General features: G+C 45.3%; 14 protein-coding genes. 9 read left to right on the top strand and 5 right to left on the bottom strand.

Features of this window, described 5'->3' with window-relative positions; all coding sequences use genetic code 11:
- Nucleotides 1-50: 50 nt before the first annotated feature.
- The 3 genes from AB4623_RS22030 (at nt 51) to AB4623_RS22020 (ending at nt 2482) form a co-directional block, all read left to right on the top strand.
- Nucleotides 51-653, top strand: coding sequence for a 2OG-Fe(II) oxygenase (locus tag AB4623_RS22030; RefSeq protein WP_105057954.1), 603 nt, complete (start codon nt 51-53; stop codon nt 651-653).
- A gap of 211 nt (nt 654-864) precedes the next feature.
- Entirely contained in the window at nt 865-1584 is a 720-nt protein-coding gene (locus tag AB4623_RS22025; protein WP_372147373.1) for a glycerophosphodiester phosphodiesterase family protein, read from the top strand.
- Nucleotides 1585-1744: 160 nt separating this feature from the next.
- A complete protein-coding gene (locus AB4623_RS22020) occupies nt 1745-2482 on the top strand; it encodes a sulfite exporter TauE/SafE family protein (protein ID WP_372147372.1) in 738 nt (245 codons plus the stop codon).
- A 105-nt stretch (nt 2483-2587) separates the two neighbouring features.
- Here AB4623_RS22020 and AB4623_RS22015 read toward each other — a convergent pair whose 3' ends face one another.
- Nucleotides 2588-3361 carry a murein L,D-transpeptidase family protein gene (locus AB4623_RS22015; RefSeq protein WP_017067270.1) on the bottom strand — a complete coding sequence of 258 codons (774 nt, stop codon included), beginning with the start codon at nt 3359-3361 and terminating at the stop codon, nt 2588-2590.
- 2 nt (nt 3362-3363) lie between these two features.
- Entirely contained in the window at nt 3364-3846 is a 483-nt protein-coding gene (locus tag AB4623_RS22010; protein ID WP_372147371.1) for an N-acetyltransferase family protein, read from the bottom strand.
- A gap of 219 nt (nt 3847-4065) precedes the next feature.
- On the opposite strand from AB4623_RS22010, the gene AB4623_RS22005 reads away from it, so the two are divergent.
- The 3 genes from AB4623_RS22005 to grxB all read left to right on the top strand — a co-directional run bounded on the left by AB4623_RS22005 (nt 4066) and on the right by grxB (nt 6338).
- On the top strand, nt 4066-5046 hold the full coding sequence (locus AB4623_RS22005; RefSeq protein WP_372147370.1) for a Gfo/Idh/MocA family protein: 981 nt from the start codon (nt 4066-4068) through the stop codon (nt 5044-5046).
- Nucleotides 5047-5210: 164 nt separating this feature from the next.
- Nucleotides 5211-5369 carry a hypothetical protein gene (locus AB4623_RS22000; protein ID WP_004733064.1) on the top strand — a complete coding sequence of 53 codons (159 nt, stop codon included), beginning with the start codon at nt 5211-5213 and terminating at the stop codon, nt 5367-5369.
- 336 nt (nt 5370-5705) lie between these two features.
- Entirely contained in the window at nt 5706-6338 is a 633-nt protein-coding gene (grxB, locus tag AB4623_RS21995) for a glutaredoxin 2 (protein WP_372147369.1), read from the top strand.
- Between the two features lie 159 nt (nt 6339-6497).
- Here the strand turns inward: grxB and AB4623_RS21990 are convergent, their stop codons facing one another.
- Nucleotides 6498-7331 (bottom strand): pyruvate, water dikinase regulatory protein, encoded by an 834-nt coding sequence (locus tag AB4623_RS21990; RefSeq protein ID WP_017060559.1) that lies wholly within the window; start codon nt 7329-7331, stop codon nt 6498-6500.
- Between the two features lie 178 nt (nt 7332-7509).
- Between AB4623_RS21990 and ppsA the strand changes: the two genes are divergently transcribed.
- Nucleotides 7510-9882: a phosphoenolpyruvate synthase gene (gene ppsA / locus AB4623_RS21985; RefSeq protein WP_372147368.1), complete on the top strand. Its 2373-nt coding sequence runs from the start codon at nt 7510-7512 to the stop codon at nt 9880-9882.
- A gap of 95 nt (nt 9883-9977) precedes the next feature.
- Here the strand turns inward: ppsA and AB4623_RS21980 are convergent, their stop codons facing one another.
- Together AB4623_RS21980 and AB4623_RS21975 are read right to left on the bottom strand one after the other, a co-directional pair.
- Nucleotides 9978-10769 (bottom strand): hypothetical protein, encoded by a 792-nt coding sequence (locus AB4623_RS21980; protein WP_017064910.1) that lies wholly within the window; start codon nt 10767-10769, stop codon nt 9978-9980.
- 66 nt (nt 10770-10835) lie between these two features.
- Nucleotides 10836-12191, bottom strand: coding sequence for a serine hydrolase (locus AB4623_RS21975; RefSeq protein ID WP_017060556.1), 1356 nt, complete (start codon nt 12189-12191; stop codon nt 10836-10838).
- Nucleotides 12192-12283: 92 nt separating this feature from the next.
- Between AB4623_RS21975 and AB4623_RS21970 the strand changes: the two genes are divergently transcribed.
- The gene (locus tag AB4623_RS21970; protein WP_017064911.1) at nt 12284-13258 is read left to right on the top strand and encodes an AraC family transcriptional regulator; all 975 of its coding nucleotides are present in this window, start codon (nt 12284-12286) and stop codon (nt 13256-13258) included.
- A 262-nt stretch (nt 13259-13520) separates the two neighbouring features.
- Nucleotides 13521-14855: an MATE family efflux transporter gene (locus AB4623_RS21965; RefSeq protein WP_017069196.1), complete on the top strand. Its 1335-nt coding sequence runs from the start codon at nt 13521-13523 to the stop codon at nt 14853-14855.
- The last annotated feature ends 168 nt before the right edge of the window (nt 14856-15023 follow it).

Raw genomic sequence — 15023 nt, 5'->3', positions numbered from 1 at the left:
TTAAGGTTCTGTCTATGATGCGCCTCTAATTTATTGTCTGAGTGCTATACATGAACCAACTAATCGATGCTCTTTCCACCCAAGGCTACTTTGTTTGGGATGACTTCTTAACGCATGAAGAAGTGGTGGCATTGAGGGATTGCATTCCAGAGAACTGGAAAAAGGCTAGGATTGGCCGTAACGATGAAGTAACGCGAGAGTCGACCATTCGTAGCGACAAAATTCAGTGGGTACACCGCGACATGGGTGAGCCTGCTTCTCTGTTCCTAGATAAAATGGAGCAGATTCGTTTAGAAGCAAACAAAGCGTTCTTTTTGGGTCTCTTCGAGTACGAAGCGCACTTTGCTAAATACGAAAAAGGCGACTTCTACCAAAAGCACTTAGACTGCTTCAAAGGCAATGAGAACCGCCGTCTGACTACCGTGTTCTACATGAATGACGAGTGGACAGAAGAAGACGCAGGTGAGCTTGTAGTTTACGACCTACAAGACAATCACATCGCAACCATTCCGCCAAAATCAGGTCGTCTGTTTGTGTTCTTATCTGAGCAGTTCCCACACGAAGTTCTGCCAACCAACACAGAACGATTCAGTATCGCAGGTTGGTTCCGTATCAACGGCGTGAAAGACAACCAACTCGATATCGCACACTAAAGCGAGGTTCGGGTCAAAGCCTCATCTCATCCAAAGCCTCTCCACTCGAGAGGCTTTTCCTCTTAGTACTGCTAGGAAAGTACTAAGAGGAAAATATCACTTTTATGAGCCGAATCCTGTGTAGAGACTCTTGCCCAGCAATTACTCTGGCGTATTCGGGAAAACTGATATTTAATAAATATTTACGATGCGCATTCAAGAAGGATTAATTATGTCATCTATCATCGTAGGTCACCGTGGTGTAGCGGGTACTCACCCAGAAAACACCAAAGCAAGTATTGAACAAGCCGCTAAACTTGGCTTGAAATGGATTGAAGTCGATATTCAGCAAACTCAGGATGATGAGCTTGTCGTTTGCCACGACCACACTCTCGAGCGCTGTAGTGATGGCAAGGGCCGTGTTGATGAACACACATTGGCAGAGCTGCGTCAGCTTGATTTTGGTAGCTGGAAGTCAGAACAGTTCGAAGGAGAAAGAATACTCACACTTAGCGAGTTACTTGAACTTATTGAAGAACATAACCTCAGCGTTAACCTAGAGATAAAAGTCGATAGCCGACACCAAGCCCCTCATGTGGTTGATCTTCTACACAGTGAGCTGATCCGCTCAAACATAGACACGGACAGAGTGCTGCTTTCAAGTTTCAGCCATGAAGTTGTTGCAGAAATGGCTCACCACTTACCAAGATACCGCGTTGGCGTGATCACAGAGCAACTGACTCAAGATGATCTTATGCTCATCAATGAGGTCAAAGCGTTCAGCTGTCACATGAACTACGAGCATGTGAATCAGAGCGATCTTGATACACTAAGTGAAGCAAACATTCAAACTTGGTGCTACACAGTAAACGATCCGTCTCACTTCAAATTCATCTCAAAAGTAGATGCCGTATTCACTGATTTTCCGAATCAATTTACCTCTATAAATTGACCAAACAAATACCGCAAAAACAACCCCGAGAGACTTTAAAATTAACTCTCGGGAAACCTTAAAATTAGGTAGCAAACACAAGTGAGTAGGAGTACATTCCGCTACTCACTTGGTTTCATTAGCTCGCTCTATACAGACAGCTTCATTGGTTACTTAATTTATGGATCTCATTTTTAGTCCAACCTTCCCAATTTTGGGTGCAATCTTCATTTTCGCCGCTATTGTTCGTGGCTTCTCAGGTTTCGGTTTCACCTTAGTGGCATTGCCATTAAGTGCGTTATTCGAGCCTGTTATCGAACTGGTTCCCGTCTTCATGTTGATCGATCTCCTAGGCAATGTTCAATTACTGCCTAAAGTTCGAAAGCATGTTAACTGGCGCTGGGTTTTAAAGGTATTTATCCCTTGTTTTGCCTTCACACCAGTCGGCTTACTTCTGCTTAAATCCGTTAGCCAAGACACGATCATCTTGATCATCAGTGCCTTCATTTTTGCGTCTGCACTTATGATCTACAAAGGTTTCCATTACAAAAGCGAACCTAGATTTACTCCCTATATTCTAGGAAGCCTTGCGGGTGTAATGAACGGCGCGGCTTCGATGTCAGGGCCTCCAATTGGCACTCATGCATTAGCAAGCCCAGTCGCTCCGCACATTGCCAGAGCAGGCCTGATAGCCTTCTTTGTATTGGCTGATTCCACTGCGTTTGTTTCGGCATCTATCGCTGGGTTAGTCGACCGCGATGTAGTTTGGCTGACTCTCGCGCTTCTACCAAGCAGCATGTTTGGCGGTTATGTGGGTTCTAAACTGTTCGAGAGATTTGGTGGAGCGAAGTTCAAGCCAGTCACCATTGCATTGCTGATTGTGATTGCAATATTCAGTGCAGGTCGAGTCATACTGTAACTGGCTTTAGCGGTTAAGTTTGGAAGTTGCTTTTACGAATTGGTTTCGCGAATTGATTGCGCTAATTGACTACGGAAAATGATTAAGAAAAGTGGGTACCTATGACTACCATTCAATATGGATAGGGGTACCCATTTTTACAAGTTGGAGAAACTCATCCATATCTTGATTGGTTAACGCGATACAGCCATCCGTCCAATCAAAGCTTTGAATAAAGCTCGGCGAACGACGCTCGCCGTTTTTGATGCCATGGATTTTGATGTTCCCTCCAGGGTCTACATCATTTTGCTCCGCCCATTGCATATCCGAAGGTTGCGGGTAGTTAATGTGTACTGAACGATAAAAGTCTGACTCTTCCATCACATAATCGAGCTGGTATTCCCCTTCCGGCGTTCGGTTGTCCCCTTCAAAGCGTTTATGCCCTTTCGGTTGTTTGCCTAGCGCAATACGAAACTCCTGAATCACCTCTTCACCTTTTAGCAGATACATCCTACGTTTCGATTTATCGACTTTAACTAACGTAACCACTTGCGACAGCGAATCTATCTCAGATGCGCTATCCGGTACGTTGTAAAACTGTCGAGAGGAACTTTGAGGTGGACGTTTCGATGACCCTTGAGAAAGCTGAGCTACCTTTTCATCAGGGCTACTGTTAAGAACATCATCCACAATAATCACATGCTCGGAGTTTGAGCTCGTGGAAGAGGTTGAGTTAGATGAAGACGTTGAGACACGTTGAGAATGAGCCGGTGCAGACTCGAATACGATGGTTTCGATAGCGGTCGCGTCAGAGACTATTTTCTCGACCACGACTTGCTCAGCATTCGCGTTCGAAGCCACAAACAGTAAACACAGTGATAAAGGCAGAAACAGACGCACCTTTAGATCTCCTCAAAACGCATGGACATGGTTCGTGACTGAGTTTCCATTCCTAACGACTCATAGAAACCCTGAGCTTGTTGGTTAAACTCCATTACCTCCAACCTAAGTTCTATCGCTCCTCTCGCCTGCGCCCATTGATTAAAAGACTTCATTAACGCTCGACCAGCACCTTTGCTCTGAACCTGATCGTTCACCACAATCGTATTGACCCTTGCCACCTTGTGCGGCTGAATAAAACTGACGCCTTTGTTCTGCGTTACCTTACCCGCTAAAAAGCCAACGACTTGCTTGTCGTCTACTGCAACCAAGAAAGCGCCAAGTGGGTCAAGCATCATACCTAACCAATACTCTTCACTGTCGGCCAAGCCTTGTGACGCTGGTGCAAATACCATAGGCGCACCAAGATGATGTTGACGGTTTATCTGCTCAGAGAGCGCTAAGATCGCGTTAATATCAGTTACCTTGGCCGTCCGGATTTGCATATCATCACCTTGTTTGAATTCAATAACACCTTAGCAAAAATGGCTTAGTTGTGCACCGTTACACTGGTCAACTCAGACGCTCTGTGAAGGCTGAACATTAATATTAGGCACTATGTTTAGGGAAATTGTTCCGTAAATCTCAGGCACATTGCCAGCCGTTGAGTGCTACTATCTCTGCAGAATCAATATACTAACGACGACTAACGACTGGATACCTATATGATTAAGTTTGCTGTAATTGGAACCAATTGGATTACACAAAAGTTTGTTCAAGCTGCGCACGAATCTCAATCGATGCAACTTGCTGCGGTTTACTCTCGAAATCTAGACAGCGCGGCACAGTTCGCCCAAGAATTTGACGTTGAAACCACGTATGACTCACTCGACGCATTGGTCAATGACAACACTGTAGAAGCCGTGTACATCGCTTCCCCTAACTCACTGCATTGCGAGCAATCTATCTTCATGATGGAACACGGCAAGCATGTTATCTGTGAAAAGCCGGTTGCATCAAATATTGATGAAGCAACACGCATGTTCGAAGTCGCTGAGAAAAACGGTGTGGTGCTGTTTGAGGCGTATAAATCTCAATTCCTACCGAACTTTAAGCAAGTTCAACTTGGGTTAGAAAAGATTGGCAAGGTACATAAAGCACACATCAACTACTGCCAGTATTCATCGCGCTACCAAAAATACCTAAACGGCGAGAACCCAAATACCTTCAACCCAGCTTTTTCTAACGGCTCATTGGTCGATATTGGCTTTTACTGTGTTGCCGCGACAGTCGCGCTATTTGGCAAACCTGAAAACGCACAGGCTTCTGCAAAGCTACTTGATTCAGGTGTCGATGCTCATGGCTGTGCGATCTTCCAATACCCTGAGTTTGATGTGACCCTTGCGCACTCCAAAGTCAGCGACTCTTATGCGCCAAGCGAGATCCAAGGTGAATTAGGGGCGATCATCATCGATCACATCGCTGAATGTACTGACGTTAAGATCCGCTACCGCGATGGCACGGTAGAAAACCTTACTCAAGCACAAAGCGAAAACTCCATGAGTTACGAAGCGCAGGCCTTTGCTAGCTGCATTGCTGGCGACAACGCAACACAAGCGCAGGCCCAACTGCGCGCTTTAACGGTTGCGAAGTTAATTACAGAGATGCGCCAACAAGTTGGTGTAGTGTATCCAGCGGATAAATAACGTCACAGCGTAAGTTAACAAACTGATTTTTAATACATAATTATTTATACATAACTGAATTTAATCTTTACGACAAATAACCGGATTAGTTGATTGAGGTCCCATCTGTTTAAATCCGCGTTCGATATCTATCGTATTTATTTAATTTATTGAAGGTGTGTAAAGTGTTTTCAGTTGATGATCGCGTTGTAGCAACAAAAGGTGTTGAACTAGGTGAAATGGTAGTAACTGGCCTAAGTGCTGGTGGCGGCTACGTTCACGTTACAACGGTAGAAGGCGCAATGACGCTTACTTACCCAGCGCAAGATCTTAAAAAAGCATAGTTTAACCACTCTGCCCTTTTAGTAGTCACTCAACTAAAGGTAACAAAATTGAGGCTTTGGCTGACTTCACTCTTCTGCATTAGAGTAAGCAGCCAGAGCCTTTTTTATGCCTGTAATTTACCCACTAGCTTTCTCATTCGCTTACTCGTTACAATAAAACCGCACTCAACTGACAATAGAATTAGGCAACGAGTTTCTACACTACCATCGTTCTCTTGATATCCCCGAGCACTTAATCGCAGTGAATAGTTCTTGTTAACAAAGGCTTATTGTCTGCGAAAGTTTCTGGTACATTAGCATCATCTTATACTAAGAAAGACCCGAATGAGGGAAGCTATGAAGCTTTACATTTACGGCCACTGCCCTTTCTGTGCAAGAGTCTCCTACATTGCTCAATCGCTAGGCTTGAACATTGAGCTTGTTTCTGTCGATTATGATGATGCCCAAACCCTTATCGATCTGATCGGTAAAAAGATGGTACCCGTCTTACAAAAAGACGATGGCTCTATCATGGCAGAGAGCCTAGATATCATCGCGTACTTCATGGACTTGAAATCAAGCGATAAGCAGCGTGTGCCATCTGAGCAAGTGACTGTGTTCCAAACTCGCGCATTCCCTCTTACTCAACAGATTGGACGCCCACGTTGGTGGAACCTCGACTTGGCTGAATATCGCTCTTCTGGAGCCAAAGAAGCTTGGCGTGCCAGTAAAGAGACCGAAGGTTTTAACTTTGAAGAACTGTTAGAAAAGACACCTCAGTTCGTTCAACTGATTAACCCATTACTGAAAGATGCCGAACTCTTACTGGATCTAGAGAATGGTGAGTCATCACTGCCTCTAGTCGATCAAGCGGTGTATTTCTCGATGCTTCGTGGCTTTTGCGTAGAACCAAGCATCACATGGCCACCAGCACTTGAACGCTGGTTAGAAAAGAAAAGTGAAACGCTAAAGCTGTCTTTACTTCGCTAGAAAGCTATCTCGATTAAGAAAGCAAGCTCTGATTAAGAAAACAAGCTCTGACTCGCAAGCGACTACAACGAGCACAAACAAAAAATCGAAGCTCTCAGGTGTAAACTGCGAGCTTCGATTTTCTTTTATCTGGCCATTCTATTTCTCTAAGGCTTTGTCTTACAGCAGACGCCTTCTCAAACCTGTTCGCTCCAAGATTCGTGTCGAAATTTCTTCAACCGATAGTGAAGAGGTGTTGATGTAAGGTATCGCTTCTCGACGGAACATCGCCTCTACCGTTTGCAATTCATACAAACATTGTGAGTCACTGGCGTATTCGCTGCCTGCTAAGCGGTTCTCACGAATTTCAGTGAGCCTTTCTGCATCAATGGTCAAACCAAACAGCTTATGTCGGTAGATCTCAAACTCTGGCAACAGCTTTAAGCGTGCCAAGTCATCGTGGATAAATGGGTAGTTTGCTACGCGTAAGCCAAACTGCATCGCCATATACAAACTTGTTGGTGTTTTGCCACTTCGAGAAACACCCAACAAGATGATGTCGGCTTCTTCCAGCCCTTTTAGCGTGATGCCATCATCATGCGCGAGCGTGTACTCAATCGCAGCAATACGGTCGAAATACTTCACCGAGTCCTTGTTTACACTGCGTGAGCGCTGCAACTTAGGAACAGGCGCCATCTGAATGTCATCCTGTACTTTCTGCACGATGCTCTCTAACACGTCATAACAGTGCGCGGGCGCTTCTAGCAATTTGGTTTTGATATCAGGTATCACAATCGAAAAGAACACTAGCGGTTCTAATCCGGTATCACGATACGAAATTTCAATCTCTTTTAATAAATCAGAAAGTTTGTCCTCACTTTCCACAAACGGAAAGGTTTTTTCATTGGCTTTAAAAGGGAATTGACCTAGAACAACATGCCCTAAAGTCTCACATGTTATGGCCGTTCCATCAGAAACATAGAATACATCACGACTTTGAATATCAATTTGCATTTTTTATTTAATGTTTAAAATTATTTTGAGTAGGATGGTAACCATAATATAGATAATAAAACCCTGCTGACTATTACGTCCCCCACAGCTTTAGAAAATAATTTACATTTTTTTAAACTGACACGTAATCGTTTGCCTTTAAATCCCTACAATGCTTGCTATGTTTCTGGAGAAATAAATGCAAAATAATACCCTATGGTTCAATGGCCTATCCATGGAAGATGTCGACAAAGTCGGCGGTAAGAACGCCTCACTGGGCGAGATGGTTTCTAACCTGTCCAATGCTGGTGTTTCTGTACCTAATGGTTTTGCTACCACCTCTTATGCGTTTAACGACTTTCTTGACTACAAAGGTCTTGATGAGCGCATCCACCAACTACTTGATGAACTTGATGTTGAAGACGTTGACGCACTGCGTAAGACAGGTGCAACGATTCGACAATGGGTTCTAGACGCACCCTTCCCAGAATCACTAGAGCAAGACATCCGTGATAACTACCGCGAGCTAATCGAAGACAACGAAGAATTGTCTGTAGCTGTGCGTTCATCTGCAACCGCAGAAGACCTTCCAGATGCTTCATTCGCAGGCCAGCAAGAAACCTTCCTTAACGTGAAAGGCATCGACGCGGTACTCGAAGCAACCAAGCACGTTTACGCGTCACTGTTTAACGACCGCGCTATCTCTTACCGTGTACACCAAGGCTTTGACCACCGTGGCATTTCATTGTCTGCGGGTATCCAGCGCATGGTTCGCTCAGACAAAGCCTCTTCAGGTGTGATGTTCACGCTTGATACTGAGTCTGGCTTCGACCAAGTGGTATTCATCACCTCTTCTTGGGGCTTGGGTGAAATGGTTGTACAGGGCGCAGTGAACCCAGACGAGTTCTACGTTCACAAGCCAATGTTAGAAGCGGGTCACTACCCAATCGTTAAAAAGACGTTTGGTTCTAAGTTGATCAAGATGATCTACTCGACCAATCAAGAAATCGGCAAGCAAGTCGATATCATCGACACCGACACTCAAGAGCGTAACGAGTTCTCACTCAACGATGAAGAGATCAAAGAGCTAGCAAAACAAGCGATGATCATCGAGAAGCACTACCAACGTCCAATGGACGTTGAGTGGGCGAAAGATGGCATCGACGGCAAGCTTTACATCGTTCAGGCTCGCCCAGAAACCGTATGTTCTCAAAGCGATCAAAACGTTATCGAGCGTTACGAGCTAAACAATAAGGCGGATGTCTTGGTTGAAGGCCGCGCTATCGGTCAGCGTATCGGCTCTGGCCCTGTTCGCTTGGTTGATTCTCTAGACCAAATGTCACTGGTTCAAGAAGGCGACGTGCTGGTAACTGACATGACAGACCCAGACTGGGAACCTGTGATGAAGAAAGCGTCTGCGATTGTGACTAACCGTGGTGGCCGTACTTGTCACGCTGCGATCATTGCTCGCGAGCTTGGTATCCCAGCGATTGTTGGTTGTGGTACAGCAACAAGCAGCCTAAACGATGGCGATACCGTGACAGTGTCATGTTCAGAAGGCGAAACAGGCTACGTTTACAACGGCGAACTCGATTTTGAAATCAAACGTTCTGAGGTTGATGAGCTACCAATGCTACCAACCAAAGTAATGATGAACGTGGGTAACCCAGATCGTGCCTTCGACTTTGCACAAATCCCGAACGAAGGTGTTGGCCTTGCTCGTCTAGAATTCATCATCAACAAGATGATCGGTATTCACCCTAAAGCGCTGCTTAACTTCGATGCACAAACGGATGAGCTAAAAGCGGAAATCAACGAACGTATTCGTGGCTACAAAGATCCTATCGATTTCTACGTAAGCAAGCTAACAGAAGGCATCGCGACTATCGCTTCTGCATTCTGGCCTAAACGTGTGATCGTACGTATGTCTGACTTCAAGTCGAACGAGTACAGCAACCTTGTTGGCGGTAAAACGTTTGAACCACATGAAGAGAACCCAATGCTGGGCTTCCGTGGTGCATCTCGTTACATCTCTCCAGTATTTGAAGACTGTTTCGAGCTTGAAACTCAAGCGCTGAAGCGTGTTCGTAACGAGATGGGGCTGAAGAACGTTGAAATCATGATCCCATTCGTTCGTACTCCAAGCGAAGCGGCATCGGTTATCGACATTCTGGCTAAATTCGACCTTCGCCGTGGCGACCAAGGTCTGAAAGTCATCATGATGTGTGAGCTACCATCGAACGCAATTTTGGCTGATGAGTTCTTGAAGTACTTCGATGGCTTCTCTATCGGTTCAAACGACATGACACAGCTGACGCTTGGCCTAGACCGAGATTCAGGTGACGTGGCACACCTATTCGATGAGCGTAACCCAGCCGTGAAAGCAATGCTGAAAATGGCGATCGATGCAGCAACCAAAGCGGGTAAATACGTGGGCATTTGTGGCCAAGGCCCATCTGACCATGACGACCTAGCAGAGTGGTTAATGGAGCAAGGCATCAGCTCTGTTTCACTAAACCCGGATACGGTTATCGATACGTGGTTGAAGCTAGGTAACGTTGCTAATAAATAAGTAAATAAGTAACGCTTCACGCGGTACCTTAACGACAAAAGCCAGTCACGTTGACTGGCTTTTTTAGGTTCTTTGCAAATTAGCTGGCTAGAGCGCTAGAAGTAGTATCTCACACCAACCCAAGCCTCGGTTTGCCAACCATTCGGCATTGACACACCTTTCACATCAACATCCGCTTTGGTAATGTCATAGCGCGTATTTAACCACCAAGTTCTTGCAGTGTTCATCGGCACATTTAACGATGTTTTAAATGAGAAGTTTTGCATGTCGATATCATCACCAGAAAGATCTTGCCACTCAGGAACCAAAGACACATAAGCGCCAGAGTCACCGAGATGCTTCGCGGTAATCAAACCAAGCGAGTATCCCGTTAAATCATCTTTAGATGATGTGACGCCAGGGATCTCCATGCTACCAGTCATCAGTCCTGCTCTTGGAAATACAAGGAATCCACCGGTATAAGCTGGATTAATCGCAACAACACCGCCAACCGACAATAAGTCATTTTTAATACTGTTGCGCGTATTAATATAATCTAATGAAAGACCCACTTTAGGCGTAGCTTTCGTCCCCGTTTCAAAGACGTGGAAGTACTGAATTCTAGAGTTGCTGTACTCTGTACCGAATTTATCTGGATCGCGAAGCGCTGTGTTGCTTTCATCGACAAACGTCCCTTCGGCCAGTAGGGCAAACTGCTGACCGTTTTCTAAACCGCCAGAAACTTGCCCTTGAAATTGGATATCTGAACTACCATTCAGCATCAATGCAGCTTGAGTATAAACCTTAGTGACATCAGCAGGATCGATAACACGTTCGGAATCTGAATCGGCATGTGCAGGAAGGGCTAGACCTAAACTCAACGGGATTAATAGAGCAAACTTTTTCATTATATTTCTCGAAAGTCGTTTGCTTCCTCCTTGAAGCCTGGAACATCCTGTTAGGTAATAAATAGATTACTTGTCAGCAAGTAGTTTTGCCGCTGAACGCATTAGTGCTGGGCCTTTATTCTCACCAAAACCTGAGTGGTATGGGTTGGTTGAGAACATCACACCCACAAAGTCACGTGCAGGATCGATGTAAATAAATTGGCCTAGGTTGCCACTTTTCGACATTGCACCGTCATTGAAAATGAAATCAAATTGGTATGCGTTGTAGTCTGCTTTTTCGTTGTATGCGTGCAGTGAACTGCTCTCTTTGCTAGTACCTACGAATGCTTTTGGATCACCGCCGTTGCGGATACGATCAATCACAGCTTGTGACACCACTGGCTCATCAGCCACCGCTTTCCAGCTAGGTGTAAATAGTGTTCCCCAGCGAGCCATGTCTTCTACCGTTGATGAAACCAAGCCAACCGCGATCGCCATGCCATCTGGCGTCAAGTTGAATTGCATTGGTTGACGTGCGTGCACTTTTGACCAAACACGATCTTCGAATACTTGAGTCCAAGTTTTGTTCTCAACGTTTTCAACTAACTTAGTCAGCACCATGGTGTTGATAGATGCGTAACGGAAATGGTCACCGGCTTTTTCACCTTCCAGTTTCTGTGCACCTTGAGCCACTTCCATCCAAGTTTCCATTTCACCCGTTTTTGCACGAGGTGAGTTAAACGATGCCGCAAAGAAACGCACCACATCAGAGTCTGGGTTCAAGATAGACTCTAATGTCTCTTCATTGTCTAGCGCGGTCGACATGTTCAGAACTTGGTGTACTGTGATGCCATCCCAGTTCGTTCCTTTCAATTCAGAAACATACTCAGCGATCTCTTTTTCAGGGTCGACTTTGCCCTCTTCCACTAACATTGCGATCACTGTGCCAACCGTCGTTTTTGCTGTAGATGCCCAAACGTGCGTATCTGTCGGCTTCATACCTGGGTAAGCTTCGTAAACGATCTCCCCTTTGTGAATCAACATAAAGCCTTGGGTACGGAACTGTTCATCCGCCAAGTACTCATCCATTGTCAACTGACCTTTGCTTTCAGTATCAACTTTCAGTGCAGCGAGTCGTGGGTCGATATTTTTGACTAAAGGCTTGTACTCTTCGTTTGGAGCCGCCAGTGCCGTTGGTAGAAACTCACTCATGTGCATGTTGTAGTAAACGCTGTGGTCGCCGCCCATCTGCCAATGAAAGTTATTGAATAACTCACGAGCTGAGTCAGTAAAACTTGGGGTAAATGCTGTGCTCGCCTCTTTCACGGTCAAGGTAACTTGAGCACCTTCAACTTTCAGAGCTTCTTCAACTGGGTTTGCTGCAAGAGCAAATGATGATGGGGTCGCTAACGATACTAGAACGGCAATGTGTTTAAGTTTCATAATTGTTCTCCTGTTTGGGTTAGGAAAAGTATAGGGAGATGCGCTACACTTAATTAGGTCACTTGATGACATTTAATGGTAGGCACAAAACAATGAAAGCATCATCGAACACCACCAGCATACTGCTCACTTCGACCAGTAACATTGCTCCATATATTCAGTATTGTGACAAACATAGACTGGATTGGCGCACCGTCGCCGTTGCGTGCGGTCTACCCATTGAACTGACACAATCCAATCAATGGCTTCCTACACAAGACGTGATTCGCTTCATTCATGGCCTTGAGCGTAAGTTTGGCTATTCGATAGGGATTGAGGTTGGACGTAAGGCCTCTCTAGAGCAATTGTCACCTGAGCTAGACCGAAAAATTGAACAATGCACTTCTCTCGAGCAAGCGGTACGCTGCTTGATTACTGAAATATCGACCTTAAGTAATCACGTCACCATATGGACGGAAAAAAGCGATGGATTGTGGTGGCTGTGTCATCGAAGTTGCTATCACCCATCGACCTCAGGTTTTGAACAAGCAGAATGGTTTCGCGCCCTGACCGTGATTAGCCTATGCCGTAAGTTCATTGACAGTCGCTGGCAACCATCACACGCCAAGTTGGTCTCTAAGCACAACAGCGCACGTAAATTACCTAAGCATTTCTTTGATTCTGATATTCAGTTTGAAGAGCAATACGGTGCGTTCTCGATTCCGCTGCCCGATGATTATCGTGCCATTTCAGAACGAAATAGTACCCAAGATTGGCATCACGCTGTCGAGATATTAATAGACACCTATGCGACTCTACCTTGGTTCAATATTGAGTGGTTTGCGACCATGCTCGGCATGACAAAACGAACGCTGCAGAGAAACCTGAAGAGCAAAAACATTCTCTTTAAACAAGCCAAAGAACAAGTTCGGGAAGCTAAAGCAAAACAGCTACTTGAAGAGACCAACCTTTCTGTTCAAGACATCAGTTGGCAAGTGGGTTACAGCGACTTGAGTAATTTCAATCGTGCATTCAAAGGTTGGGTTGGAGTCACGCCACCAAGTTATCGGGATAAAGCGAAACATTAGAAATAGTCGAATGGAAAACCTTTAGACCCAATCCGCTAATATAAAACTCAGAAACAAGATACGACACCTTAAATTTCAATAAGCGAACGCATAAAGTTGCATTGCACAATGCTCACATACCGATGAAACTGTGCAAAGGTAATATCGATAGATTTAATGACATTTATTGGTATCGAGCTAACGTTACGTTATCCTTTACGCAATTCTTCATTGAGTGGATTGTCACTACGACAAACCTACCTTCAAGACTGATAAGAGTGTTATGAATTCTACGACCGCAACTCCCTCGCCTTCTCTTGGCCGACAACTCTATACAATGACATGGCCAATGCTGTTTGGGGTGCTCTCCCTGATGAGCTTCCAACTTGTAGACAGTGCTTTTATTGGCCAGTTAGGCGTACTGCCGCTCGCGGTTCAAGGCTTCACGCTACCAATTCAAATGATCATTATCGGGATTCAAGTCGGACTAGGCATCGCGACAACGGCTGTGATCGCGAGAGCTATTGGGGCTAACGAGATACGCTATGCCAAACAGCTCGGCGGATTAGTCGTTGCGATGGGCAGTGTGAGTGTCGCGCTGTTCTCGGTCATCATCTATCTGTTGCGTGGTCCTATTTTACAACTCCTCGATGCACCACCGACGGTACTGCCGATCATTGATTATTACTGGATCTATTGGCTGGTAAGCTCTTGGACAGGCGCACTGCTCTACTTTTTCTACAGTGTGTGTCGTGCCAATGGTAATACCATGCTGCCCGGTTCCATGATGATCGCGACCAGCATCATCAACTTGATATTGGACCCGATTTTCATATTCACGCTCGACATGGGCATCAACGGAGCCGCGATTGCGACCATCTTGGCGTTCGGTGCGGGTATCTTTATCGTTGCTCCTAAGGTAACTAAGAAGCATTGGATGACATTCGACTGGCACGATCTTGATATCGGCAAGAGTATTCGTTCTATAGGAAACATCATGGGGCCTGCGATGATCAGTCAGCTACTGCCACCAGTCTCTTCGATGCTCGCCACCAAACTGCTTGCAGGCTACGGCACAGCAGCCGTTGCAGCTTGGGCGCTAGGTTCACGTTTTGAGTTCTTTTCGATTGTTGCAGTGCTTGCTCTGACTATGTCGATGCCACCTATGATTGGCCGAATGTTGGGAGAAAAGAACCTAGGGAACATACGTAGTCTTGTGAAGATTGCCGTGATGTTTGTATTAGGATTCCAATTGGTGATCGCACTGGTAACTTGGATGTTCTCTGGCGGGTTGGCAAATCTCATGACCAGCGAAGACGAAGTCTCGACCATTTTGAACTACCACTTACTTATCGTTCCTATCAGTTTAGGGCCGTTGGGTATCTGTATGCTGATGGTTTCTATCTCGAATGCGCTTGGTAAGTCTTATACTGCCTTAACGATATCAGCACTGCGCCTGTTCGCCTTCTTCTTGCCTTGCTTGTGGATTGGTTCGCAGCTTGCTGGTATTGAAGGCCTGTTCTGGGGTGCCATGGTGGGTAATGTGCTTGCCGGTACATGTGCTTGGTTTATGTACCAACGCGCACTTGGGCAAGTCGAGGCTAAGCTTTCTAATTAATCAGTTAGCGAACTAATACCAATTAAAGTAAAAATGTGATCTAATTAAGATTGATGAATTATTGTGAAATTTAGCCATGGATAGCCTTAATAACACTGACTTCAAAAAGCTTGCGAGCCAGCAAAAAACCATTCAGATGAAGATGCGTTTACTTGCGCTCGCACACTT

Origin of the sequence: Vibrio sp. 10N.222.52.C12 (assembly GCF_041474215.1) — a bacterium.
Classification (GTDB): domain Bacteria; phylum Pseudomonadota; class Gammaproteobacteria; order Enterobacterales; family Vibrionaceae; genus Vibrio; species Vibrio crassostreae_C.
This window is presented reverse-complemented; position numbering and strand designations above follow the sequence as displayed.

Excerpts from the sequence above, each read along its gene's own strand:
- AB4623_RS21990 (WP_017060559.1), bottom strand. The coding sequence starts at position 7,331 with ATGCAAATTGATATTCAAAGTCGTGATGTATTCTATGTTTCTGATGGA.
- AB4623_RS22005 (WP_372147370.1), top strand. The coding sequence starts at position 4,066 with ATGATTAAGTTTGCTGTAATTGGAACCAATTGGATTACACAAAAGTTT.
- grxB (WP_372147369.1), top strand. The coding sequence starts at position 5,706 with ATGAAGCTTTACATTTACGGCCACTGCCCTTTCTGTGCAAGAGTCTCC.
- AB4623_RS22010 (WP_372147371.1), bottom strand. The coding sequence starts at position 3,846 with ATGCAAATCCGGACGGCCAAGGTAACTGATATTAACGCGATCTTAGCG.
- AB4623_RS21970 (WP_017064911.1), top strand. The coding sequence starts at position 12,284 with ATGAAAGCATCATCGAACACCACCAGCATACTGCTCACTTCGACCAGT.
- AB4623_RS22020 (WP_372147372.1), top strand. The coding sequence starts at position 1,745 with ATGGATCTCATTTTTAGTCCAACCTTCCCAATTTTGGGTGCAATCTTC.
- AB4623_RS22030 (WP_105057954.1), top strand. The coding sequence starts at position 51 with ATGAACCAACTAATCGATGCTCTTTCCACCCAAGGCTACTTTGTTTGG.
- AB4623_RS21980 (WP_017064910.1), bottom strand. The coding sequence starts at position 10,769 with ATGAAAAAGTTTGCTCTATTAATCCCGTTGAGTTTAGGTCTAGCCCTT.
- ppsA (WP_372147368.1), top strand. The coding sequence starts at position 7,510 with ATGCAAAATAATACCCTATGGTTCAATGGCCTATCCATGGAAGATGTC.
- AB4623_RS21975 (WP_017060556.1), bottom strand. The coding sequence starts at position 12,191 with ATGAAACTTAAACACATTGCCGTTCTAGTATCGTTAGCGACCCCATCA.
- AB4623_RS22025 (WP_372147373.1), top strand. The coding sequence starts at position 865 with ATGTCATCTATCATCGTAGGTCACCGTGGTGTAGCGGGTACTCACCCA.
- AB4623_RS21965 (WP_017069196.1), top strand. The coding sequence starts at position 13,521 with ATGAATTCTACGACCGCAACTCCCTCGCCTTCTCTTGGCCGACAACTC.